This window comes from Proteus penneri (assembly GCF_022369495.1).
Classification (GTDB): Bacteria; Pseudomonadota; Gammaproteobacteria; order Enterobacterales; family Enterobacteriaceae; genus Proteus; species Proteus penneri.
Map to the genome: position 1 here is coordinate 3177750 of NZ_CP059690.1, position 22095 is coordinate 3199844.

General features: G+C 37.8%; 20 protein-coding genes. 8 read left to right on the forward strand and 12 right to left on the reverse strand.

The window, feature by feature from the left end; translation table 11 throughout:
- Window positions 1–37 precede the first annotated feature (37 nt).
- Complete coding sequence (gene fkpA / locus H1225_RS14300) at window positions 38–787, reverse strand: FKBP-type peptidyl-prolyl cis-trans isomerase (protein ID WP_161669464.1); 750 nt, start codon at window positions 785–787, stop codon at window positions 38–40.
- Window positions 788–1245: 458 nt separating this feature from the next.
- On the opposite strand from fkpA, the gene H1225_RS14305 reads away from it, so the two are divergent.
- On the forward strand, window positions 1246–1464 hold the full coding sequence (locus H1225_RS14305) for a SlyX family protein (RefSeq protein ID WP_023583298.1): 219 nt from the start codon (window positions 1246–1248) through the stop codon (window positions 1462–1464).
- Between the two features lie 80 nt (window positions 1465–1544).
- On the opposite strand, the gene slyD is transcribed toward H1225_RS14305, so the two are convergent.
- The 4 genes from slyD to kefG form a co-directional block, all read right to left on the reverse strand.
- The gene (gene slyD / locus H1225_RS14310; RefSeq protein WP_161669465.1) at window positions 1545–2177 is read right to left on the reverse strand and encodes a peptidylprolyl isomerase; all 633 of its coding nucleotides are present in this window, start codon (window positions 2175–2177) and stop codon (window positions 1545–1547) included.
- An 88-nt stretch (window positions 2178–2265) separates the two neighbouring features.
- Entirely contained in the window at window positions 2266–2469 is a 204-nt protein-coding gene (locus H1225_RS14315) for a YheV family putative zinc ribbon protein (RefSeq protein WP_006534684.1), read from the reverse strand.
- 4 nt (window positions 2470–2473) lie between these two features.
- Complete coding sequence (kefB, locus tag H1225_RS14320) at window positions 2474–4336, reverse strand: glutathione-regulated potassium-efflux system protein KefB (protein WP_109847985.1); 1863 nt, start codon at window positions 4334–4336, stop codon at window positions 2474–2476.
- On the reverse strand, window positions 4336–4887 hold the full coding sequence (kefG, locus tag H1225_RS14325; RefSeq protein ID WP_115065671.1) for a glutathione-regulated potassium-efflux system ancillary protein KefG: 552 nt from the start codon (window positions 4885–4887) through the stop codon (window positions 4336–4338). The genes kefB and kefG overlap by 1 nt, the downstream gene beginning before the upstream one ends.
- A gap of 121 nt (window positions 4888–5008) precedes the next feature.
- On the opposite strand from kefG, the gene H1225_RS14330 reads away from it, so the two are divergent.
- The 3 genes from H1225_RS14330 (at window position 5009) to H1225_RS14340 (ending at window position 11250) form a co-directional block, all read left to right on the forward strand.
- Window positions 5009–6943, forward strand: a complete 1935-nt coding sequence (locus H1225_RS14330) for an ABC transporter ATP-binding protein (RefSeq protein ID WP_161669467.1) — start codon at window positions 5009–5011, stop codon at window positions 6941–6943.
- A gap of 331 nt (window positions 6944–7274) precedes the next feature.
- On the forward strand, window positions 7275–8963 hold the full coding sequence (locus tag H1225_RS14335; protein ID WP_109847987.1) for a methyl-accepting chemotaxis protein: 1689 nt from the start codon (window positions 7275–7277) through the stop codon (window positions 8961–8963).
- A 538-nt stretch (window positions 8964–9501) separates the two neighbouring features.
- Complete coding sequence (locus H1225_RS14340; protein WP_109847988.1) at window positions 9502–11250, forward strand: methyl-accepting chemotaxis protein; 1749 nt, start codon at window positions 9502–9504, stop codon at window positions 11248–11250.
- A gap of 92 nt (window positions 11251–11342) precedes the next feature.
- On the opposite strand, the gene H1225_RS14345 is transcribed toward H1225_RS14340, so the two are convergent.
- From H1225_RS14345 to H1225_RS14355, 3 genes are all read right to left on the reverse strand, one after another.
- On the reverse strand, window positions 11343–12887 hold the full coding sequence (locus H1225_RS14345; RefSeq protein WP_072064785.1) for a methyl-accepting chemotaxis protein: 1545 nt from the start codon (window positions 12885–12887) through the stop codon (window positions 11343–11345).
- Between the two features lie 149 nt (window positions 12888–13036).
- Window positions 13037–13897, reverse strand: a complete 861-nt coding sequence (locus H1225_RS14350; protein WP_109848043.1) for an SIS domain-containing protein — start codon at window positions 13895–13897, stop codon at window positions 13037–13039.
- Window positions 13898–14610: 713 nt separating this feature from the next.
- On the reverse strand, window positions 14611–15216 hold the full coding sequence (locus tag H1225_RS14355; RefSeq protein WP_109847989.1) for a LysE family translocator: 606 nt from the start codon (window positions 15214–15216) through the stop codon (window positions 14611–14613).
- 99 nt (window positions 15217–15315) lie between these two features.
- Between H1225_RS14355 and H1225_RS14360 the strand changes: the two genes are divergently transcribed.
- The 3 genes from H1225_RS14360 (at window position 15316) to H1225_RS14370 (ending at window position 17449) form a co-directional block, all read left to right on the forward strand.
- On the forward strand, window positions 15316–16296 hold the full coding sequence (locus tag H1225_RS14360) for a hydrolase (protein ID WP_006534666.1): 981 nt from the start codon (window positions 15316–15318) through the stop codon (window positions 16294–16296).
- Window positions 16293–16514 carry a YheU family protein gene (locus H1225_RS14365; protein ID WP_239739206.1) on the forward strand — a complete coding sequence of 74 codons (222 nt, stop codon included), beginning with the start codon at window positions 16293–16295 and terminating at the stop codon, window positions 16512–16514. The genes H1225_RS14360 and H1225_RS14365 overlap by 4 nt, the downstream gene beginning before the upstream one ends.
- 65 nt (window positions 16515–16579) lie before the next feature.
- The gene (locus tag H1225_RS14370) at window positions 16580–17449 is read left to right on the forward strand and encodes a phosphoribulokinase (RefSeq protein WP_006534664.1); all 870 of its coding nucleotides are present in this window, start codon (window positions 16580–16582) and stop codon (window positions 17447–17449) included.
- 89 nt (window positions 17450–17538) lie between these two features.
- On the opposite strand, the gene H1225_RS14375 is transcribed toward H1225_RS14370, so the two are convergent.
- Window positions 17539–17946, reverse strand: a complete 408-nt coding sequence (locus H1225_RS14375) for an OsmC family protein (RefSeq protein WP_072064790.1) — start codon at window positions 17944–17946, stop codon at window positions 17539–17541.
- A gap of 313 nt (window positions 17947–18259) precedes the next feature.
- Between H1225_RS14375 and crp the strand changes: the two genes are divergently transcribed.
- Window positions 18260–18892 carry a cAMP-activated global transcriptional regulator CRP gene (gene crp / locus H1225_RS14380; protein WP_004246872.1) on the forward strand — a complete coding sequence of 211 codons (633 nt, stop codon included), beginning with the start codon at window positions 18260–18262 and terminating at the stop codon, window positions 18890–18892.
- Between the two features lie 95 nt (window positions 18893–18987).
- Here the strand turns inward: crp and argD are convergent, their stop codons facing one another.
- The 3 genes from argD to ppiA form a co-directional block, all read right to left on the reverse strand.
- On the reverse strand, window positions 18988–20202 hold the full coding sequence (gene argD, locus H1225_RS14385; RefSeq protein WP_072064792.1) for a bifunctional acetylornithine/succinyldiaminopimelate transaminase: 1215 nt from the start codon (window positions 20200–20202) through the stop codon (window positions 18988–18990).
- 117 nt (window positions 20203–20319) lie between these two features.
- Window positions 20320–20895 carry an aminodeoxychorismate synthase component II gene (locus H1225_RS14390; protein WP_006534660.1) on the reverse strand — a complete coding sequence of 192 codons (576 nt, stop codon included), beginning with the start codon at window positions 20893–20895 and terminating at the stop codon, window positions 20320–20322.
- A 373-nt stretch (window positions 20896–21268) separates the two neighbouring features.
- Window positions 21269–21838 carry a peptidylprolyl isomerase A gene (gene ppiA, locus H1225_RS14395; RefSeq protein ID WP_072064793.1) on the reverse strand — a complete coding sequence of 190 codons (570 nt, stop codon included), beginning with the start codon at window positions 21836–21838 and terminating at the stop codon, window positions 21269–21271.
- Between the last annotated feature and the right edge of the window lie 257 nt (window positions 21839–22095).

Consider the following 22095-nt stretch of genomic DNA (forward strand, 5'->3'; position numbering starts at 1 on the left):
TGACATTTATGTCAGCATTTTTTTCTTTATAAATAAATTACTTGTCGCTTTCAACACTCAGTAATTCAATTTCAAACACTAAGGTTGAATTAGCTGGAATACCGCTAGTTGCACGTTGTCCATAACCTAATTCAGGTGGAATAACTAATTTGATTTTACCGCCTTCTTTGATGTATTTCATACCTTCAGTCCAACCAGGAATAACGCTTTTCAGGCTAATTGTCAGAGGTTCTTTACGATCATAAGAGCTATCAAATTGTTTACCATCAATCAGCATACCCTTGTAGTTTACAGTAACACGGTCAGCATCTGTTGGTGTTTTTCCTTTACCCGGATTTTCAACTAAATACAGTAAACCGGATTTTGTTTTTACCACACCTTTTTCAGCAGCAAATTCTGTGCGGAATTTATCACCAGCAGCTTTGTTTTCAGTCGCTTCTTTTTCCATTTTTGCCGTTGCTGCAGTACGGACTTGATCTTCAAAAGCCGCTAATGTTAATTCAATTTCAGCATCTGATAATTTTGATTTACTATTAAATGCATCCTGAACACCGGCTAACAGTTGTTTAGAATCTAAAGTAATACCAATATTTTTTTGTTCTTGTAATGCAGCTTCCATATAGCGACCCATCGACGCACCTAACGCATAGGCATTTTGCTCATTTTGAGTTTTAAATGCGCTATTTAGTGTTGGCACTTTAGCTGCTTCTTCAGCGAATGCATGCGATGCACTGAATGCGAAAGCTAAACTGGTTGCCAACAACGTCGTTTTTAATAAAGATTTCATCCCATTCTCCAGTATATGTTAGTGAGTCGCTACGTTTTGCAAACGATCATCATAGACCTTCACTAAAACGTTTTGCATCACTTCTTGCTGTCGTTGCGGTATGTACTCGTCATACTTCAAGTTGTCGAGTTGTTGACTGAGTTTATTTGCACGAGTCACATACGATGTATGTTCTTAGTGACTTATTCACTTGTCGCCTAGTCGCACCTCGAATATTCAGAGTATAAACCTCATCTACGGGTAGCAATTTTATATGAATTTAAAAAATTTTGCCGACACTCTTAACAGTTAATGTTAGGATTTTTGTCAGCACTGAGTGCTACCACATTAGCAAAATAGTCTTTTATCTCAAACCAGATTTATGTCTTCCTGTGTATATATCAGTAAATAAGATTAAATTTCGCAAGTTTGTTAGTCATAGTCGTCGTAATAGGACATTTTAAAGGAGGAAAAACACAATGGATATTAAGGAAGTAGAGCGATTGCTCATTCAATTAGAAAGCAAAGTTGCTTTCCAAGATGCGACTATTGAAGAATTAAATCAGGTGGTCACACAGCAACAAATTGAAATCAGCCGCTTTAAAGAAGCCTTAAAAATTGTTTCTGAGCGCCTAAAAAATTCTCAAACCTCAATACTTGCTAGACCTGAGGATGAAACACCGCCACCTCACTATTGAGTTGTTGTTCGCTGTTAATATCAAAGCTGAAAACAAAAAAGGAGCGCTTAAACGCTCCTTTTGATCTTTTCAAAGAAAGATTAGTGCTGACAACCACAACCGCCATTGCCGTGACCGTGACCACCGTGACCATGACCGCCGCCACAGCATCCACCTTCTTCACCGTGTGAATGACCATGACCGTGACCACCGCCACAGCATCCGCCTTCTTCACCGTGACCGTGGCCACCACAACATTCGTGCTCTTCTTCACCATGTACGTGACCGTGAGCTAATTCTTCTTCGGTCGCTTCACGAATTGCAACGATTTCAACATGAAACTTCAGGTTTTGACCTGCTAACATGTGGTTACCATCAACAATAACTTCGTCACCTTCAATACCAGTAATTTCTACTGGTACTGGACCTTGGTCGGTATCAGCCAGAAAACGCATACCAACTTCTAACTCATCAACGCCCACAAAAACATCTTTCGGTACGCGTTGAACTAAGTTTTCGTCATATTGACCATATGCATCATCAGAAGCCACTTCTACGTCGAATTTCTCACCGACTTCGCGACCTGTTAATGCATTTTCTAAACCACTGATTAAAGAACCACGGCCATGCAGATAGTCTAACGGTGCGCTCACCGTGGACTCATCAACTAAAACACCGTCTTCCGATCTTACTTGATAAGCCAGACTAACTACCAAGTCGTTTGCTACTTTCATGACATCTCCTACATACCCGTGGGCAAAATTTTCCCGATTGTAACGAAAAATAAATCTTCTGTATCGGGTTATATCAAAAAACCTATAATTATTGTGGTGTAAAGATCCCAATGACTTGTTCATTTTTACGAACAAGTGAGTTAACTTCACCCTCTGTTTGCCGTTGTTGATGGCCACATTTCGCACATTCCACAATATCCACTTTATCTTCACGCCACATTTTAAGTGTATCTTGAGCTTGACAGTGTGGGCACACAGCTCCTGCAATAAAGCGTTTACGGGTTGCAGACATGGGGTCAGTTCTCCTGTTTATCAATAGATCTTTTTTCTTTACTTATTTGAGGAATATCCTCTGTTAAAGACTCATCCCAAATATCCGGTTGGTGATGCTCTTGACGAATTTCTTCACTAAAAAGTTCTTCAAGCTCTCGCCTTGCTTCTTTTACACGAGAAACATTGGAAACTTCTTCAGGTGATTCATCCACCAACTTTCTAAGTAATTGCATATCCAAACGACGAAAATGCTGTTGTGCTCGATAAGCTTGGTGAGGATGCATACCTAATTCAATTAATGTCTTACGCCCTAACTCTAAAGCACTAGAAAATGTTTCTCTGCTAAAATCTGTTACACCTGCTTTAAGCAATTCATGAGCCTCAACACGTCCTCTTGCTCTGGAAATAATATGCAAATTAGGGAAGTGTCGCTGACAGAGATGAACAATTTCCATCGTTGCTTCAGGTTCATTACTAGTGATTACAATCGTTTTTGCGTGTTCCGCACCCGCTGCACGCAATAGATTGAGATCGGTTGCATCACCGTAATAAACTTTATAGCCGTATTTACGCATGGTGCTTATGCTTCCGACATCATGCTCTAATACCGTGACATTAACCTTGTTCGCCATTAATAAGCGCCCTACAACCTGTCCCATTCGACCAAAACCAACAAGAATAACTTCTGGATGATTGTTTTCAACAAAAGGCTGTTCGTCTGTTTTAGGATCATTATAACGGCGAGATAATACAGCGTCTGTCATTTGCATCACAAGTGGCGTTGTCATCATAGAAAGCGTGACAACAACCAACAATAATGCCATTTGCTGACTTTCTAATACGCCCATTGCCATAGACGTCGAGAAAACAACAAACGCAAATTCCCCACCTTGGCTTAATACAGCTGAAAATTGTAAGCGCGTGGAAAAACGTAATCTGGCTAACCAAGCGATACTATAAAGTATTAATGCTTTCACAATAACCAGCACTAAGACACCTAATAATACTTGTGGAAGATAACGCCATAAAATACCGATATCTAAAGACATACCGACAGAGATAAAAAAGAGTCCTAAAAGAAGACCTTTAAAAGGTTCAATAGAGATCTCTAATTCATGTCGATATTCTGAATCTGCCAATAACACCCCTGCAATAAAGGTTCCCATTGCCATTGAAAAACCTAGGGTTTCCATAAAAATAGCAGCACCTAATACAACAAGTAGCGCAGCCGCAGTAAAAACTTCCCTTACTCCAGATTTCACAACTAAGCGTAAGAGTGGACGTAATAAATAACGCCCACAAATCAGCAATCCAGCAAAAGCAGCTACTTTCAACGCAATTCGATACCAATCGCTACTTGCTGTTTCTCCGGCTAACAAAGGAATAACGGCAAGGATAGGAATAACCGCCATATCTTGGAAAAGTAAAACAGCAAAACCTAATTGCCCACCTTCATTATGGTTCATTCCTTTCTCATTCATAAGTTGCAATGCCATCGCCGTAGAAGACATCGCAATACCTAATCCACCAATAACGGCAGCCTGCCATGAAAAAGAAGTAAAAACGAGAATGAGCCCTGAAAAAATAGAAGCGGTTAATACCACCTGCATTGAACCAACACCAAAAATAGCACGTCTCAATTCCCATAACTTAGCTGGATTTAATTCCAAACCAATAAGGAACATTAAAAAGACCACACCTAGCTCAGCAAAATGCAAGATATTATCGACATCTTTAAACAGCCCGAATCCCCAAGGTCCAATGACAATCCCAGCAATCAAATAACCGAGTACTGCACCAATTTTAAGACGTTGAGCAATAGGTACCATAACTACAGCAGCACACAGGAAAAAGAGCACCGCCTTAATCATCCAATTATCTTCCATTAAGCTTGCTCCCCTTCAAGTGGCGCACTTAACCAATGACGATAAGCTTCACCAATATGGGTCAGTGTTGTTTTAGATTGTTGTCTTGCTGAATACACAATCATGGGTGGTAGCCAGCGCATACCACACATTTCTGCCATTAATTCCAAGGGACGTAATAGTTCTGTGAGTGTATAGTGATTTTTTCCATTATGTTGGTAAGCATATTCAGGCTCACCGGTGGTCACAACACAGCGAAATGCTTTCCCTTTTAAATGTGACCGTCCACTTTCATTCGCAAATGGACGTGTTAACACTCTGTCTTGCCACTCTTTTAATAACGCAGGGCAACTATATGTTTGCAATGGAAATTGAAAAACGATCACTTGATGCTTACACAACAAGGATTGTTCATAGTGTATATCAATAAAAAAATCAGGATAAGTAGCATATAAATCATGGATAGTTATATTCTCTAAATCCCTCACCGCTTTTAATAACGCTTTATTGGCGACTGATTGGCGCGGCTCGGGATGAACATACACCAGTAATACATTTGATGCGTTTGACATCATTCCTCCTTACAAAACGTGTCAGAAACTGTTTTTTCCGTTACCATGCACGCATTGTGACCAACTGTTACGAACAACTTACTCTATATATTAATTTACATACTCTTAATAGACGATATTTATGATTGTTTTTTCTTCTTTGCAAATTCGCCGTGGCGTCAGAGTGTTACTGGATAATGCCAGTGCAACCATTAATCCAGGGCAAAAAATTGGTCTAGTCGGCAAAAATGGTTGTGGTAAAACCACATTGCTCTCTTTATTAAAAGGTGAACTTCAAGCAGAAGCAGGCAATGTCACCTATCCTAGTACATGGTCAATGGCATGGGTTAACCAAGAAACACCGGCACTTGATGTACCGGCTATTGATTATGTTATTGATGGTGATAGAGAATATCGCCAGTTAGAGCAACGATTACAAAAAGCTAACGAGATAAATGATGGCCACGCCATTGCACTAATACATGGGCAATTAGATGCAATAAACGCATGGACAATACAATCTCGTGCAGCGACCTTACTAAATGGTTTAGGTTTCAGCCAACAGCAGCTTAGTGAACCTGTAAAATCATTTTCAGGTGGCTGGAGAATGCGTTTAAACTTAGCACAAGCGCTGATTTGTCGATCTGATTTACTACTACTCGATGAACCCACCAACCACTTAGATTTAGATGCTGTTATTTGGCTAGAAAAATGGCTGAAAAGCTACACAGGCACACTTATTTTAATTTCCCATGACCGTGATTTTCTTGATCCTATCGTGGATAAAATATTGCATATTGAGCAAGAAAAAATCTTTGAATATTCGGGTAACTACTCTTCGTTTGAAATGCAACGTGCAACCAAACTCGCACAACAACAAGCTTTGTTTGAAAATCAACAAGCCAAAATTGCACACTTACAGAGTTTTATAGATAGATTTAAAGCAAAAGCGACAAAAGCAAAACAGGCCCAAAGCCGTGTCAAAATGCTTGAACGAATGGAACGAGTCGCTCCTGCACATTCAGATAACCCATTCCAATTTAGTTTCCGCCAACCCGAAAGTTTACCTAATCCACTTTTATCAATGGAGAAAGTCAGCGCGGGTTATGGTGAAAAAGTTATTCTTAATGACATCAAACTCAATTTAGTTCCTGGCTCACGTATTGGATTATTAGGGCGCAATGGTGCAGGTAAATCAACACTGATTAAATTACTTGCAGGTGAAATTCAACCATTACAAGGGAAATTGGCTCTTTCTAAAGGTATAAAGCTTGGTTATTTTGCCCAGCATCAATTAGAGTTTTTACGCCCTGATGAATCGGCACTACAACATTTAACTCGTTTAGCGCCCAAAGAAACTGAACAAAAATTACGTGATTACTTGGGGGGATTTGGTTTCCATGGCGATAAAGTCACTGATGCTTGTGGTCAATTTTCTGGTGGTGAAAAGGCACGTTTGGTCTTATCACTTTTAGTTTGGCAACGCCCTAATTTGCTATTAATGGATGAGCCAACAAACCACCTTGATTTAGATATGCGCCAAGCACTGACCCAAGCTTTAATTAGCTTTGAAGGGGCAATTGTAGTCGTATCGCATGATAGGCATTTATTACGTTCAACCACTGACGACCTCTATCTTGTTCACGATGGTCAAGTTGAATCATTTGATGGCGATCTTGATGATTACCAACAATGGTTAGTTGATCAAAATCGTCAAGAGACACAGGCAAATAAGAGCCAACAAGAGAATGGCAATGCTACAGCAACCGCCAATTTAAGTGCGCAAGACAAAAAAGAACAAAAACGTAAAGAAGCCGAGTTTAGACAACAAACTCAACCGCTACGTAAAAAACTGACTACCTTAGAAAGTAAAATGGATAAACTCAGCCAAGAGCTTACCCTCATTGAAACAGCACTTTCTGACAGTGGCATTTACGATATCAGCCGTAAAAATGAGCTTTCAGATTGTTTAAGCCGACAAGGTATCGCAAAGTCAGCACTTGAAGAAGTTGAAATGGAGTGGATGGAATTACAAGAAACGCTGGAAGAAATGACAAACGCATTTGAAGCCCAGTAATACAACGCAATTCACTAATAAAGGAACAATTTTACTTAAAATCGTTCCTTTATTTTTACCCTTCAATTCATTCTTAAAATTTATACAATTCATTTCGCTTAGGGGATTTATATCATTTTACAATAGCACTATTTACACAAAACATAATCTCACCCTATCTAGTAATAACCCAATAAAAATAACCATCTAACGTTTATTTTTTACCTATTTATATTAAGTAAAGGAAATAAATTCTTTCTCGCTAAAGTTTTTAACATTCCAGCCGAATTAATCATTCTGCTAAGTGGACCTCCCACTTACCAACGAAAAGACAAAGCTAATAGGTAGGGTTATGTTAAAACGAATTAAAATCTCTCAAGGTTTAATGTGTGTCCTGACTCTGTTTTGTATTATTCAGATCATTTCTGGAGTACAGAGCATTCACGATGCCTACCAAACTCAAAATAAACTCAAGCAAATTTCATACAGTTTCGACCAACTACGCACAATGGATAATACCTATGCGGAGTTGAACACATTGCGTACAGATATTATTGCGCAAGCATTTAGCTATATATCAAACCCTCAAGCAGAAGATGCAAACATCACCGCATTTATGCAAACCATGCCAGCACGTAAAGCGCAAGTTGATGCTTTGATGAATGAGTATGTTGAGTTATCTGCTCAAACAGGTTTCGATCAGCAACGTATGGCACAGATCAAACAGCTCTATCAAAAGAGCCGCGCTGATCTTGATTTATTGGCACAATATTTAAATGAACGAAATACTAATGCTGTTCGATTGATCTTAAAAAGCCCAGCGAATACTAACTTTACTAACTCACTGTATGAAGCCACAGACTTTATTACAGATGAAGTGGTTAATCCGTCAGTGACCGAAGCGGAAAAGAACTACGACAGCATGCTGTGGATAGCGTCTACCTTTATGGGGATTTTCCTTATTTTCACCACATTAGTGCTTATTTGGATACGTAAATACATCATTGCTCGTATTAATCAAATGATCACCTATCAAGAGACAATTGCTAAAGGTGATTTAGTCAGTCGTGTGGACAGTGACATTTCAGGTAATACTGAAATAGACCAGCTAATGCTGGGATTACAGCAAATGCGCGCACAATTAAAAGAGATGGTAAGCTCTATCCGAAATAGTAGTGCGGCTATTTATACAGGTGTACAAGAGATTGCTGCGGGTAATAATGACTTATCGAGCCGAACTGAAGAACAAGCTAGCGCACTAGAAGAAACGGCGTCTAGCATGGAGCAGATGACCGCAACCATTCGCAATAACACAGAGAGCGCTCGTGAAGTCACAGAGTTGGTGATGAGTACTGCAGATATCGCCGTTCAAGGTGGCGAACACAGTAATAAGATGGTTATGACAATGACAGATATTGCCGATCGTTCACAAAAGATTGGTGAAATTACGGCTGTTATTGATGATATTGCATTCCAAACAAATATCTTAGCCCTTAACGCTGCCGTTGAAGCAGCCAGAGCCGGCGAACAAGGCCGAGGTTTCTCTGTAGTGGCAAGTGAAGTCCGCAATTTAGCACAGCGTAGTGCAGAAGCAGCGAAAGAAATTAAAGAGCTTATTGAATCGACAATATTACGTGTTAGACAAGGTAACGATCTCGTCGAACAAGTTAGTTTATCAATGGGCGAGATTGTGACATCGGTTAATCATGTCTCGGGTTCGATGAAAGAAATTTTATCGGCATCAGAAGAGCAAACACGTGGCATTACACAAATCAGTCTTGCTGTTAATGAGATGGATAAAGCAACTCAGCAAAATGCAGCGATGGTTGAACAGTCAACAGCAGCTTCTGCCACATTAAGTGAACAAGCAAGTATGTTGGATACTATTGTGAATACATTTAAAGTTGAGCATGAAAAAGTCACACCCGTTAAAGCTATATTGCCTACATTATCAGCTAAATCACAAGACACTGAAACACTAAAAACACCAACAATAAAAACCAATAATCATGAAACAGATGATAATTGGGAAAGCTTTTAATGATATTTCTCACACAACATCGTGTGAGAGCTCTGTGTAGAAAATAGTCCAGAACATATAACAAAACCTCTACCTACCCTACTCCCAGTGATTTTTCTGGGAGTATTTCTGTTTCTGTCGTACATAAACACCCAAAAAAGATCGTTTTTCATACAAAATAAAGAATTTTTTAAGAAAGATTAAGAGCATTTATGAAATAGAAAATTTTATTTTACTTATCATAAGATAAAAAAATAAATAAAAACAAAATACTGCTTATTATCGTTTTAATATTAAACAATGCATTATTAAGATTTACATATTAGTAATTAACACAAAAAATAAGTAAGGTAATATACTTATGGTTTTTTCTATTAATCATTAGAAAATTTTAGCCATTAGCTGACAATTAAAGCTAAAAAAAGAAATATAAGTTGTCTTTACTATCAAACTGAGTAGAAAAGGTAAAGTTTTTAAATATCAAGCCGAATAAGTTTAATTGATAAATAGTTATCGCTCCTTGCTGTGTGTCCTATAAACCAATTAAATAGGTAAGGCTATGCTGAAACGAATAAAAATATCTAATGGCTTAATGTTTATCTTAATACTGTTTTGCGCTATTCAACTTTTTTCAGGTGCAATGAGTATCCGTGATGCGAGTTTAACAAATAAACGGCTCTCACAATTAGCGAATGGTTTTGAACAGATACAAACGATGGATTATGGTTATGCCGAGTTAAATAAATTACGTGAAGATATGCTAAATGTTATGTTTGAAGCTCATCTCACACCCGATATAGCAGAAAATAAAACCTCTGATTTCCTTTCCTCTTATCCACAAAGAAAACAAGAAGTTATACGTATTATTACCGAATATTTTACAGCTACCGAAAAAGCAAATTTTGCTCCCGAAAAAATAGAGAGTATGAAAAAACTCTTTAATCGTGTGCTTTACGACCTTGATCAACTTGCATCATGTCTAGAGATCCGCGATTACTACGGTTTTCAATCTATTTATGCACATAATACCAATGAACGCTTTACTCAATCCCTTTATGAAGCAACAGATTATCTCAGTGATAACGTTGTTACTCACGCAATAAAAGCCGCTCAAGGTAATTATGAACGTACCTTGGTCTTAGCTTTTGTCTTTATGTTTATTTTTATTCTTTTCACTATTCTTGTTGTAGTTTGGATACGCCGAAATATTGTTTTACGTATCAATCAAATTGTCGGTTATATGTCGGAAATTTCACAAGGAAATTTATTAGAAAATAAAGATATCACCGCAAAAGGGAATAATGAAATCGACCAATTAATTACAGGTATTCAATATATGCGTACCGAATTGTCATTAATTGTGAATGCGATCCGAGGGACAAGTCATCATATTTATACAGGTGTTCAAGAATTATCAGCAGGAAATACTGACCTCTCTTGTCGTACTGAAGAGCAAGCGAGTGCCTTAGAGGAAACTGCATCAAGTATGGAACAACTCACAGCAACAGTGAGAAACAATACAGAAAGTGCTCGTGAAGTTTCACACCTTATCAGCCAGACCTCCAATATTGCCAGCAAAGGGGGCGATGTCACCAATAGAATGGTGAAAACGATGACTGATATAGCCGATAGCTCACAAAAAATTGGTGAAATCACTGCCGTTATCAATAGCATTGCGTTCCAAACCAATATTCTCTCCTTAAACGCAGCCGTTGAAGCAGCTAGAGCGGGCGAACAAGGGCGTGGTTTTTCTGTGGTGGCGACGGAAGTCAGGGAGTTAGCACAGCGTAGTGCTGAAGCAGCGAAAGAAATTAAAGAATTGATTGATGCCTCTATTAGCCGTGTTCGTCATGGTAATGATCTCGTTGAACAAGTTAGCATTTCTATGGGTGAAATACTGACATCTGTAAAACATGTTGAAGACTCAATGACTGAAATTTTATCTGCGTCAGAAGAACAAACTCGAGGTATCACTCAAGTCTCTCTTGCAGTCACTGAAATGGATAAAGCAACACAGCAAAATGCAACGATGGTTGAACAATCTTCCGCTGTTGCCAGTTTATTGACTGAAGAAGCAGGTAATCTTGAACAAATCGTTGAACAGTTTAAAACAGCGGAAAGTGAACTGTTCAATAACAAAAAGGCACAACACAAAGCAATAGAAAAACAGTTCTCATCTGAAAAATCACTACAGACAAAACATGAGGAGAGAAAAAATACAGTCAAAGATGAAGCGAAAGAGAGGAAATCGGCGAAAGGAACAGCGACTGTAAATGATGATGAAGATGATGATTGGACAAGTTTTTAATCCATTAATTTGATCATGACAAAAACATGATTTAGATAAACACAAAGACACCTATTTTAGTGGGTGTCTTTTATTTTTTAACTCATGACAAATTAATGAAATACATTGATTGCACTAACTAAGTAGTTAGTTTGTACTTTCATTTCACCTGAAATCATTGAGGCTTTGGAAACATAATTCGCATTTTCATGCGTAATCGATTCTAATTTTTCAACCGCACGACCAAGCTCTTTTAACCCCGCACTCTGCTCTGATGAGGCTAGGCTAATTTCACCAATTAAATCAGTCACATTTTTAACATGCACCACAATATCTTCCATAGTTCCGACAGTTTCATTAACTTGCTTTGAACCGACTTTGATATTGCTACTTGAGGCACTGATCAAGGCTTTGATCTCTTTAGCCGCTTCTGCACTACGCTGAGCCAGCTCCCTGACTTCGGTCGCAACGACGGAGAAACCTCGACCTTGTTCGCCGGCTCTGGCCGCTTCTACGGATGCATTAAGTGCAAGGATATTAGTTTGGAAGGCGATACTATCAATAACACCAATGATATTACTAATGCGATCAGAGCTTTTCGCAATATCATTCATTGTATTAACGATACTATCCATTGCACTACCTCCTTTTATCGCAGCTTCACAAGTGATATTAGAAAGACTGTTTGCCTGCCCTGCCGTTTCACTATTACTACTTACCGCTGTTGTTAACTCATTCATTGTTGAGGCAGTTGCTTCAACATTACTAGCGGTTTGCTCCGTTCTCACATACAGATCGCGATTACCTGCGGCTAATTGATCACAAGAGATATCGACTTGATGAATTTGATGACTCACATCACTGACTAACCAACGGAACATACGCCCTAATTGATTAACTGAACGCTGTGTCATACCCACTTCATCAATGCGGTTTATATATGTCACGTTATGTTCATCGCCAGTTGCAACACGATTTGCTTGTTCATTAAGTAGTCTAATTGGCTTAACAAGCTGAAAATAGAGAATACGCTCATTTGCCATCAGTAATACCAGCAAAATCATAATATGCATAAAAAGAGCATAACCCGATAAACCAGCAAACCATGCACTTAACAACATGAAAGGTAGAGGTAATAGGATAAAAAGACGGAGTCGTTTTTTTAATGAAATGGTTTGATTCCATGAGCGCCAACGTTGCCATCCTTTATACACAAAAGCGCCTTTTAAAAACATATGTGAAGGATACTTACCTTGATTAAATGCAGCGTAAAGTGCTGAAGCCTGTGCGATTTCCTCTTTTTTTACTGAAGTCCTTACCGACATAAAACTTTGAATTTTACCCTGACGTATAATTGGGGTGATATTCGCTCTTACCCAATAATAATCCCCATTTTTACGTCGATTTTTCACGATCCCTGTCCAAACTTCTCCTTGCTTTAACGTTTGCCACATATCCTTAAAGACTGCTGAAGGTATATCTGGATGTCGGACAATATTATGGGGTTGCCCCACAAGCTCTTCCATTGAAAATCCACTGACTTCAATAAAGTCCTCATTGGCATAAATAATATTGCCATCAAGATCTGTCGTCGACATCAGTGTTGCGTTTTCAGATACCGGGTATTCTCGCTGTGTCACCGGTTGATTGTTACGCATTAGTTACTCTCCTCGATATTGAAATTAAAACATCTCAACAAAAAAAGACTGCCTAAATAACTATCGTTTCGGCCGTTAAGAGAATAACTTTAGTAATAAGTGTAAATACTTATCTTTAAATATTAATTTTTTGAATCAGTTCAAATTTTTTAATTATCCAGACTATTAATTAATGCCTGTGAACTTAGTACTAATGTCTTCGCACATTCATCACGTTTCTTTAATAATGCCATAAAAATAAGGTCAGTGATCGTGTTTTGTGCTGTACGTGAAGAGATTGAAGCGCTTCGCCACTCTCCCTCATCCGCAATTGTTTCTAATATATAGTCAGAAATTTGGCCCAATGGTGAATGTTTTTCTCCTGTAATAGCAATGATTTTGGCCCCCTGTTTTTTAGCCACAGAGGCTGCAACTAACATGTCTTTCCTTTTACCACTATAAGAAATTACAATCTGTAAATCCTTTGGACTTAACATTTGAGCAACAGATATTTGTACATGATGATCTGTTTCAATCAGCGTTGTTATTCCTATTTTTTGCAATTTATAACTTAGATCTCTCGCAACTAACCCTGAGCCACCAATACCGATAATTTGAACACGTTGTGCTTCATCAATAAGCTGAACGACTTTTTCAAAATGAAGGTAATTAATTTGACGAGTCGTATCACAAATTGAATTACTTTTCTCTTGAGCGAGTTTCTGTGCAATAACAACTAAGCTATCATCAGCGTCTATTTGGTTATGTAATATATTAGGGTTGGTTCCTGAGTTCGCATTTTTCCTGCCAAGATCTTCACTGATTGCAAGTTTCAAAGAAGGAAAACCTTTAAATCCTATTTTTTGGCTAAATTTAACAATTGCCGATTGACTCACCCCCATAATTTGAGCAAGTTGTTGTGATGAAAGAGTCACTGTTTTTTCCGGATTGTCTAAAATATAGTCCGCTATTTTGCGCTGATTTGTAGCCATACCTGGCTTTATCCAGGCAATTTTTGTTAATGTTGGCATAATGACAATATCCACTTCGAGTTCTATATAATTATATCTGGAATAGTTCTTAGTACAGCGTTTACTACCTAAAAAATTAAATTTTCAGAATAAAATCAATTAAAAATAGAAAATAAACAATCATAAAGTATAGGGGAAATTACCTTATTATTAGAATACTTATTTTTATAATAGTTTTATAATTATCTTTTCAATCCAATCTATGTTTATCGAACCCAGCTTTTATAATACTTAATTTACTTTCTTCTTTGTTTTAAATAATAATTTATTCTTTTAGGTCAATAGGACGATATAGGCTTATTCTATTTACATTTAATTATTTATTATTTTCAAATAGTTTCATTAAGTTAACAACAATTAAAAAACGTAAACGTAATATAAAATATTTTAAAAGAAAACCACCAAAAAAGAATAAATAATTCTCTATAAAATAGTTATTTTTTCATTTTAATGATGTAAAGAATGAAAAATAAAAAATCAAGTCGTTAAATAATAACGATCTGTATAGCGACTAAAAATGAGTCATCTATTTATATAAAGTAGTATTTTAACATGAATAATTGTGTCAGTGGGCGATCGTAGATCGCTCTTTTTATAGAGAAATACTCTTTTTTTAACACATATCAAAAGATATCATTTCAACCAATCTTAAAAAAACATCATTTACATCAAAAAAGGTTTATTAGTTATTGATTTTAAATTATTTTATTAACTTATTCTATCCAGATCAACGGCACACAGAGCGCCGTTAATAATCCCATTGAGATATTGAAAATAAACCAAGCGCGTCGGCTTTGTAAAAATAGGCTAATTAATGTTCCGCCTAATATCCAAACAATACCCGCAACGAAATTAACAATGACCATAACAATACTAATAGTAATAACCGAGCTAAAATAAGCATCGCCCGATAAACTGAAGCTTCCTACTGCACCTAATCCCATCATCCACGCTTTTGGATTTAGAAATTGCAATAATCCACCCTGAAACCAACTTACTGCCTGCAAGGTTTTTGCTGGAATATCTAAACGCTGATAAGATGATGCTGCGGTTTTCCAAGCAAGCCAAAGCAAATACGCACTCCCAACTATCTTCAATCCGACATGCAGAGCAGGATAAATTATCAATAAAGTGGCAACACCAAATGCAGAGCTCAATAAAACGCATTGCATACCTAGCATAATGCCGGCCATTAGTTTTAACGAGCCTTTGAAGCCTACATTTGCCCCTGATGAGGTAAGCAGTAAGTTGTTTGGTCCAGGTGTTATCGCGGCAATAAACAGGAAAATAGTTAAGGAAAAAATAAGGCTAATTGTCATGATAAAGACTCAAAAATGTGACAGGCGTTTTATTTTCACCGAAAATAGCAGTATGTTATTTAGCAAACAAGTGTTAATTCATTTTGATAGACGGAAAATATGTCTCAATACTTTAATCCAATGCGTTGGGCTAAAAATCCACATTTACAGACACTCTTACCGAGAATTATACGTAGGACGCCACAACTGACGCCACATTGGCAACGACTCAATCTTCCAGATAACGATTTTGTTGATTTAGCGTGGAGTGAAGATCCGACAACAGCACTCAATAAACCGCGCTTAGTCATCTTTCATGGCTTAGAAGGCGGATTTAATAGTCCTTATGCTCACGGCATGTTAACCGCAGCAAAAGAGAGAGGCTGGCTAGGCGTTGTGATGCACTTTAGAGGATGTAGTGGTGAACCCAATAGACAAAACCGTATTTATCACTCAGGTGAAACGGAAGATGCTCGCTACTTCTTAAATTGGTTGAAAAAGGAATTTGGTGAACAACCAACAGCCGCGGTTGGCTATTCTCTTGGTGGAAATATGCTTGCCTATTATCTTGCAGAAAGTGGCGAAAATGCCGTTGTAGATGCAGCCGTTATTGTCTCTGCACCATTAATGCTAGAACCTTGCTCAACAAAAATTGAACATGGCTTTTCTCGTTTTTATCAATGGTATCTGTTAAAAGAACTCAAAAATAACGCAACACGAAAACTTATTCGTTATCCAGAATCCTTACCAATCAGCTTATTAACGATAAAATCCATCAAAAAACTACGCCAGTTTGACGATCTTATTACATCTAAAATTCACGGATTTAAAGATGCGTTAGATTATTATCGCCAATGCAGTGCATTACCTTTATTAAATAAAATAAAGAAAACTACACTTATCATTCATGCTAAAGATGATCCATTTATGTCTGCGGATGTTATTCCTGATGTCAGAACACTCCCCAACAACATTGAATATCAACTTACAGAATTTGGTGGGCATGTGGGATTTGTTGGTGGAAAACTCTCAAAACCTGTGATGTGGCTTGAAAGCCGAATACCTGACTGGTTATCCGCTTATTTGGAGAAAACCCAATGATAATTCCTTGGAATGAGCTTTCCGCAGAGACACTTGATAATCTTATTGAAAGTTTTGTTTTACGAGAAGGCACTGATTATGGTATCCAAGAGAAAACGCTTGAACAAAAAGTCGCCGACGTAAAAAAACAACTTAAATCGGGTGAGGTCGTGTTGGTTTGGTCTGAACTTCATGAGAGCGTTAATATTATGCCAGCATCGCAGTTTCGCTCTGGTTAGTTATTCAAAGCAAACAATGCATCGCCATCAATAAGGGCCAACCTTATTTAGCAAAAGGATAACCTATGTCAATCAAGCATCCTATCATCGCAGTGACTGGCTCGAGTGGTGCAGGAACTACCACAACAAGCCAAGCTTTTCGTAAAATATTCCAACAACTCAATGCAAATGCCGCATTAATTGATGGAGATAGTTTCCATCGCTATACCCGTCCCGAAATGGATATGGCGATAAGGAAAGCGAGAGAACAAGGTAGACATATCAGTTATTTTGGCCCTGAAGCAAATGATTTTAGCCTACTGAGCAAGACATTAAGTCAATATAGTGATACAGGACAAGGTCAATCCCGCAAATATCTACACTCTTATGATGAAGCAACACCTTACAATCAATTACCAGGAACATTTACCCCTTGGGAACCCTTAGCCAATAATACTGATGTTCTCTTTTATGAAGGATTACATGGTGGCGTTGTTACTAACGAACATAATGTAGCTCAACATGTTGATTTATTAGTCGGAGTTGTTCCTATCGTAAACCTAGAGTGGATACAAAAGCTTATTAGAGACACCACTGAAAGGGGACACTCGCAAGAAGCGGTAAGAGATTCGGTTGTACGCTCAATGGATGATTATATTAGCTACATTATTCCTCAATTCTCGCGCACTCACATTAATTTCCAACGAGTCCCAACTGTTGATACTTCAAACCCTTTTTCTGCCAAAGCAATTCCCACTCTTGATGAAAGCTTTATTGTTATTCGTTTTCGAGGCTTAACCGATATTGATTTTCCCTATTTACTTGCGATGCTGCATGGCTCATTTATGTCGACAATAAACACAATTGTTGTACCGGGAGGGAAATTAGGATTAGCGATGGAATTAATTATGGCGCCATTAGTCAAAAAATTATTAAATGGCGAAAAGATAAGTTAACCAAAATAAAAATTATCTCTATAAAAATAATATCCCATTAATTAAGGGATATTATTTTTCAAATTAAACTTTATTTTAAAATATCAAATTTAGTCAGCGTTTTTTATTTCAAATGAATGCGTAATATTGGCTGCTTTTCCTAACATTAAAGAAACAGAACAATATTTTTCTGCAGATAATTGAACAGCTCGTTCTACGATTTTATCCGTTAATTCCTTACCTGAAACAATAAAATGTAAATTGATATCAGTAAATAAACGAGGAGCTTCTTCGCGTCGTTCTGATGTTAATTTTACTTCACAATCAGTCACTTGGTGACGACCTTTTCGTAAAATGCTTACAACATCAATAGCGCTACACCCACCCGCAGCAATTAATACCATTTCCATTGGGCTTGGGGCTTTATCTCCTGAATTCCCATCCATCATAATTTGATGGCCAGATGAAGATTCGCCGACAAAAGATAAATCTTCAACCCACTTAACTCTCGCTTCCATTTATTTTCCCCCTAAAGATGACAGAAACTAAAAGAGTACATTCTCATAATTCAACTAGCAATTAGCAAATAGGTTTATTATGCTGACTGCGTAAAACGAGACTTAATGCACTAATTGTGTTAAAAACAATATCTGCTTGATGATAGTGGTTAAGATCAATGCATTATTTTCTCATTTATTATAATCTACTCCATATTAACTTACCGTGTTCTCAGGAAGTTAATAGGTCAAGATAGGATTTTTAAGCACGCTGTCTCAAAAGGGAGCCTATCCGTTTTGAAAGGCTGCATTTAACGTACAGAGGATAACGCGAATGGTTCTCGGCAAGCCGCAAACAGACCCGACTCTTGAATGGTTTTTGTCACACTGCCATATTCACAAATATCCATCCAAGAGCACGCTGATCCACCAAGGTGAGAAAGCGGAAACACTTTATTATATTGTTAAAGGTTCCGTGGCTGTTCTTATTAAAGATGAAGAAGGAAAAGAAATGATCCTCTCCTACCTAAATCAGGGGGATTTCATCGGTGAACTTGGATTATTTGAAGAAGATCAAGAACGTAGTGCATGGGTTAGAGCAAAAACAGCCTGTGAAGTAGCAGAAATTTCCTATAAAAAATTCCGCCAATTAATTCAGGTTAACCCTGATATTCTGATGCGCCTTTCTGCTCAAATGGCGAACAGATTACAAACGACATCAGAAAAAGTAGGCAACCTTGCTTTCTTAGATGTAACAGGTCGTATTGCACAAACCTTATTAAACTTAGCAAAACAACCCGATGCAATGACGCATCCTGATGGCATGCAAATTAAAATTACACGTCAGGAAATCGGTCAAATCGTTGGTTGTTCACGCGAAACTGTAGGCCGTATTCTGAAAATGTTAGAAGATCAAAATCTGATCTCTGCACACGGTAAAACTATCGTCGTTTACGGGACTCGCTAAGTTTCCCAGCCCGAACAAACAATAGCCCGATACAAAGGGCTATTGATAACAAATCTGTATAAACCCCATTCTTGCGATGGGGTTTATAATAATGCCTACCCTTTTACAAACTCCGCAATAGCCGCTTTTAATGCCGCCATTCCTTCTTGTAGCTCTTCTTGAGTAATAATTAATGATGGTGTAAAACGCATCACATTCGCTCCTGCGTTTAACATCATTAAACCATGTTTGGCAGCAAGGCCGAGTAACTCTTTGGCTTTACCTTCATATTGTGGTGCCAATTGCGCACCAATCAGTAAACCTTGCCCACGGATTTGCGAAAAGACATTGTACGTTTGATTGATTACCGCCAGCTCATCTACAATCCATTGATAGCGCTTTTCAACCCCCTCAAGTACTTCAGGTGTATTAATCAAATCAAATGCGACATTGCCCACTGCACAAGCTAATGGATTACCACCATAAGTTGTGCCATGAGTCCCTACGCCCATTACAGAAGCTATTTCATCTGTTGTTAACATCGCACTGAGTGGAAAACCACTTCCTAGCGCTTTTGCAGTGGTAATAATATCAGGTGTCACATCATAGTTCATATAGGCGAAGAGCTTACCTGTACGGCCCATACCTGTCTGTACTTCATCAAGAACAAGCAGAGCTTGGTGCTTATCACACAATGCACGTAACCCTCTCATAAACTCAGATGTTGCAGCTGTTACGCCACCTTCACCTTGAACTGGCTCTAAAACAATGGCGCAAGTGTGATCATCTATTACTGCTTTAACAGCATCTAAATCATTAAAAGGAACATGTACGATATCGGCAGGTTTTGGGCCAAATCCATCGGCATATTTAGGTTGTCCACCAACAGATACTGTAAACAACGTTCTACCATGAAATGCATGGTGAAAAGCAATAATTTTAGTTTTATAAGGACTATGGCGAGTGATGGCATAATGGCGAGCCAATTTAAATGCTGCTTCATTCGCTTCTGCGCCTGAATTGGCAAAAAAGACACGTTCTGCAAATGTGTTATCTATTAATTTTTGAGCTAAACATAATGCAGGTTCATTAGTAAAAATATTACTAACATGCCAAAGTTTTTCACTTTGTTCTTTCAAGGCTTGGTTTAGAGCCGGATGAGCATGCCCCAATGCTAAAACAGCAATACCACCAGCAAAATCAATATACGATTTTCCTTGCTGATCCCAAACACGACTCCCCACCCCTTTTACAGGAATAAATTCTGCGGGTGAATAAATTGGCAACATTACTTGATCGTAAGTTGCCCTGTTAATGCTTTGCGTTGTCATTACCCCACCTGATCGTTATTCATGTTCAATATGAAAATATAATCACTAAATATGAATAAAAAATCAAATGTGGTTTTGTATAAAAAGACGTTATTTCGCTATTTAAATGCTATCCATTTAATATTTAAGGAAATTATTTAACAGCTCATGTCCTTGTTCACTTAAAATACTTTCAGGGTGAAATTGAACTCCTTCAATTGGCAGAGTACGATGACGAATTCCCATAATTTCATCAACATTTCCATCATGCTGGCTCCATGCCGTCACTTCAAAAGGTACAGGCAATGTTGTCGCATCAATCACTAAAGAGTGGTAACGCGTCACACTTAAAGGTCGATTAAGTCCTTTAAAAACACCTTGTTGATTATGATGTATTAATGAATTTTTACCATGCATCACTTCTCGCGCTCTGACAACCGACGCACCAAAAGCTTGCCCTATTGCTTGATGTCCAAGACAAACGCCAAGAATAGGAATTTCACCGGCAAACCGCTGTATAGCCTCAAGAGAGATCCCAGCTTCATCAGGAGTACAAGGTCCTGGCGAGATCACTAGATGTGCTGGCATCATCTTTTCTATCTCTTTAAGTCCGATCTCATCGTTACGCTTAACAACAACCTCAGCACCCAATTCACAGAAATACTGATAGAGGTTGTAAGTAAACGAGTCGTAATTATCAATAAGTAACAGCATATTAGCCTATCCGACTGATTTTCTTATCATTATCTATTTTATTACTATTTTAAAGCGAGTGTAGATTTGCCAAAATAGCTCGTTGTTTAACCGACTTGGGTACAACAAAGCCGATTATCATAGCACAGGTATAAAATATGAATAGTAAGCAAGAAAACCTGCTGGTTTATTGCGCAATAACAAGAATGACGGTAATTGATGATGAATAGAGTGATTAATAGTGTAATGAATACTTATTGCAGGAGATCACACGAAAAAAAGAAGGATAAAAATATTTTTTTCGTACTAAAAACCCCGGAATGAAAACATTCATTCCGGTTTATATGCTTTCTATCTTATTAGAATAAGTAAATATCCTATCCTAATAATGCGTTTATTGTTTTACAACTTCCGCAGATAAAATAGTGACCGTTTTTACTGGCACATTTTGGTAAGGTCCAATATTCCGAGTAGGCGTTTGTGAAATTTTATCAACGACATCCATTCCTTTCACAACTTTACCAAAGACAGCATAGCCAAAATCACGTTGGCCATGATCTAAAAATGCATTATCAGCCACATTAATAAAGAACTGGCTGGTTGCACTGTCTTTATCTGACGTGCGCGCCATGGCAATAGAGCCTTTTACATTACGTAATCCATTGTCGGCTTCATTTTTAATTGGTGCTCTGGTTTGTTTTTGCTGTAAATCAGCAGTAAAACCACCACCTTGAACCATAAAACCAGGAATAACACGATGAAAAGTGGTGCCGTTATAGTATCCATCTTCGACATACTGAATAAAATTTTTCGTTGTTATTGGGGCTTTTTTATTATCCAGTGATATTTCAATATTGCCTTCAGAGGTGACTAATTTAACGAAGGTTTCTCCCGTTGCCATTGCAAAAGTCGCTGTTGTTAAAGTGCAAGCGGTAACGAAGGTGACAAGAAAACGTTTTAACATGCAGGGATCCTTTACTTTAATAGTCTACAACTTACTTAATATGCAGCGATTCTAATTCGCTGAGGTAAATAGTGCCAATCATTTACCTTTATTTACGCTCAATAAGTCTAATTACGCTATAGCGGAGTAAATTTTAATTTTTAATCGCTGTTATAAGTCATTAAATTGCGCCAAAATAGAGCAAATAGATATTTTAGATATTCATTTTCATGCAAAATTGAAATGAGTATGCATGAAAAGCCGCATTATTTCAGAGA

Coding starts and splice junctions, on each gene's coding strand:
- crp (WP_004246872.1), top strand. CDS start 18,260: ATGGTTCTCGGCAAGCCGCAAACAGACCCGACTCTTGAATGGTTTTTG.
- H1225_RS14360 (WP_006534666.1), top strand. CDS start 15,316: ATGTCTCAATACTTTAATCCAATGCGTTGGGCTAAAAATCCACATTTA.
- fkpA (WP_161669464.1), bottom strand. CDS start 787: ATGAAATCTTTATTAAAAACGACGTTGTTGGCAACCAGTTTAGCTTTC.
- ppiA (WP_072064793.1), bottom strand. CDS start 21,838: ATGTTAAAACGTTTTCTTGTCACCTTCGTTACCGCTTGCACTTTAACA.
- H1225_RS14375 (WP_072064790.1), bottom strand. CDS start 17,946: ATGGAAGCGAGAGTTAAGTGGGTTGAAGATTTATCTTTTGTCGGCGAA.
- H1225_RS14355 (WP_109847989.1), bottom strand. CDS start 15,216: ATGACAATTAGCCTTATTTTTTCCTTAACTATTTTCCTGTTTATTGCC.
- kefB (WP_109847985.1), bottom strand. CDS start 4,336: ATGGAAGATAATTGGATGATTAAGGCGGTGCTCTTTTTCCTGTGTGCT.
- H1225_RS14330 (WP_161669467.1), top strand. CDS start 5,009: ATGATTGTTTTTTCTTCTTTGCAAATTCGCCGTGGCGTCAGAGTGTTA.
- H1225_RS14365 (WP_239739206.1), top strand. CDS start 16,293: ATGATAATTCCTTGGAATGAGCTTTCCGCAGAGACACTTGATAATCTT.
- H1225_RS14370 (WP_006534664.1), top strand. CDS start 16,580: ATGTCAATCAAGCATCCTATCATCGCAGTGACTGGCTCGAGTGGTGCA.
- slyD (WP_161669465.1), bottom strand. CDS start 2,177: ATGAAAGTAGCAAACGACTTGGTAGTTAGTCTGGCTTATCAAGTAAGA.
- H1225_RS14345 (WP_072064785.1), bottom strand. CDS start 12,887: ATGCGTAACAATCAACCGGTGACACAGCGAGAATACCCGGTATCTGAA.
- H1225_RS14335 (WP_109847987.1), top strand. CDS start 7,275: ATGTTAAAACGAATTAAAATCTCTCAAGGTTTAATGTGTGTCCTGACT.
- H1225_RS14340 (WP_109847988.1), top strand. CDS start 9,502: ATGCTGAAACGAATAAAAATATCTAATGGCTTAATGTTTATCTTAATA.
- kefG (WP_115065671.1), bottom strand. CDS start 4,887: ATGTCAAACGCATCAAATGTATTACTGGTGTATGTTCATCCCGAGCCG.
- H1225_RS14315 (WP_006534684.1), bottom strand. CDS start 2,469: ATGTCTGCAACCCGTAAACGCTTTATTGCAGGAGCTGTGTGCCCACAC.
- H1225_RS14390 (WP_006534660.1), bottom strand. CDS start 20,895: ATGCTGTTACTTATTGATAATTACGACTCGTTTACTTACAACCTCTAT.
- H1225_RS14305 (WP_023583298.1), top strand. CDS start 1,246: ATGGATATTAAGGAAGTAGAGCGATTGCTCATTCAATTAGAAAGCAAA.
- H1225_RS14350 (WP_109848043.1), bottom strand. CDS start 13,897: ATGCCAACATTAACAAAAATTGCCTGGATAAAGCCAGGTATGGCTACA.
- argD (WP_072064792.1), bottom strand. CDS start 20,202: ATGACAACGCAAAGCATTAACAGGGCAACTTACGATCAAGTAATGTTG.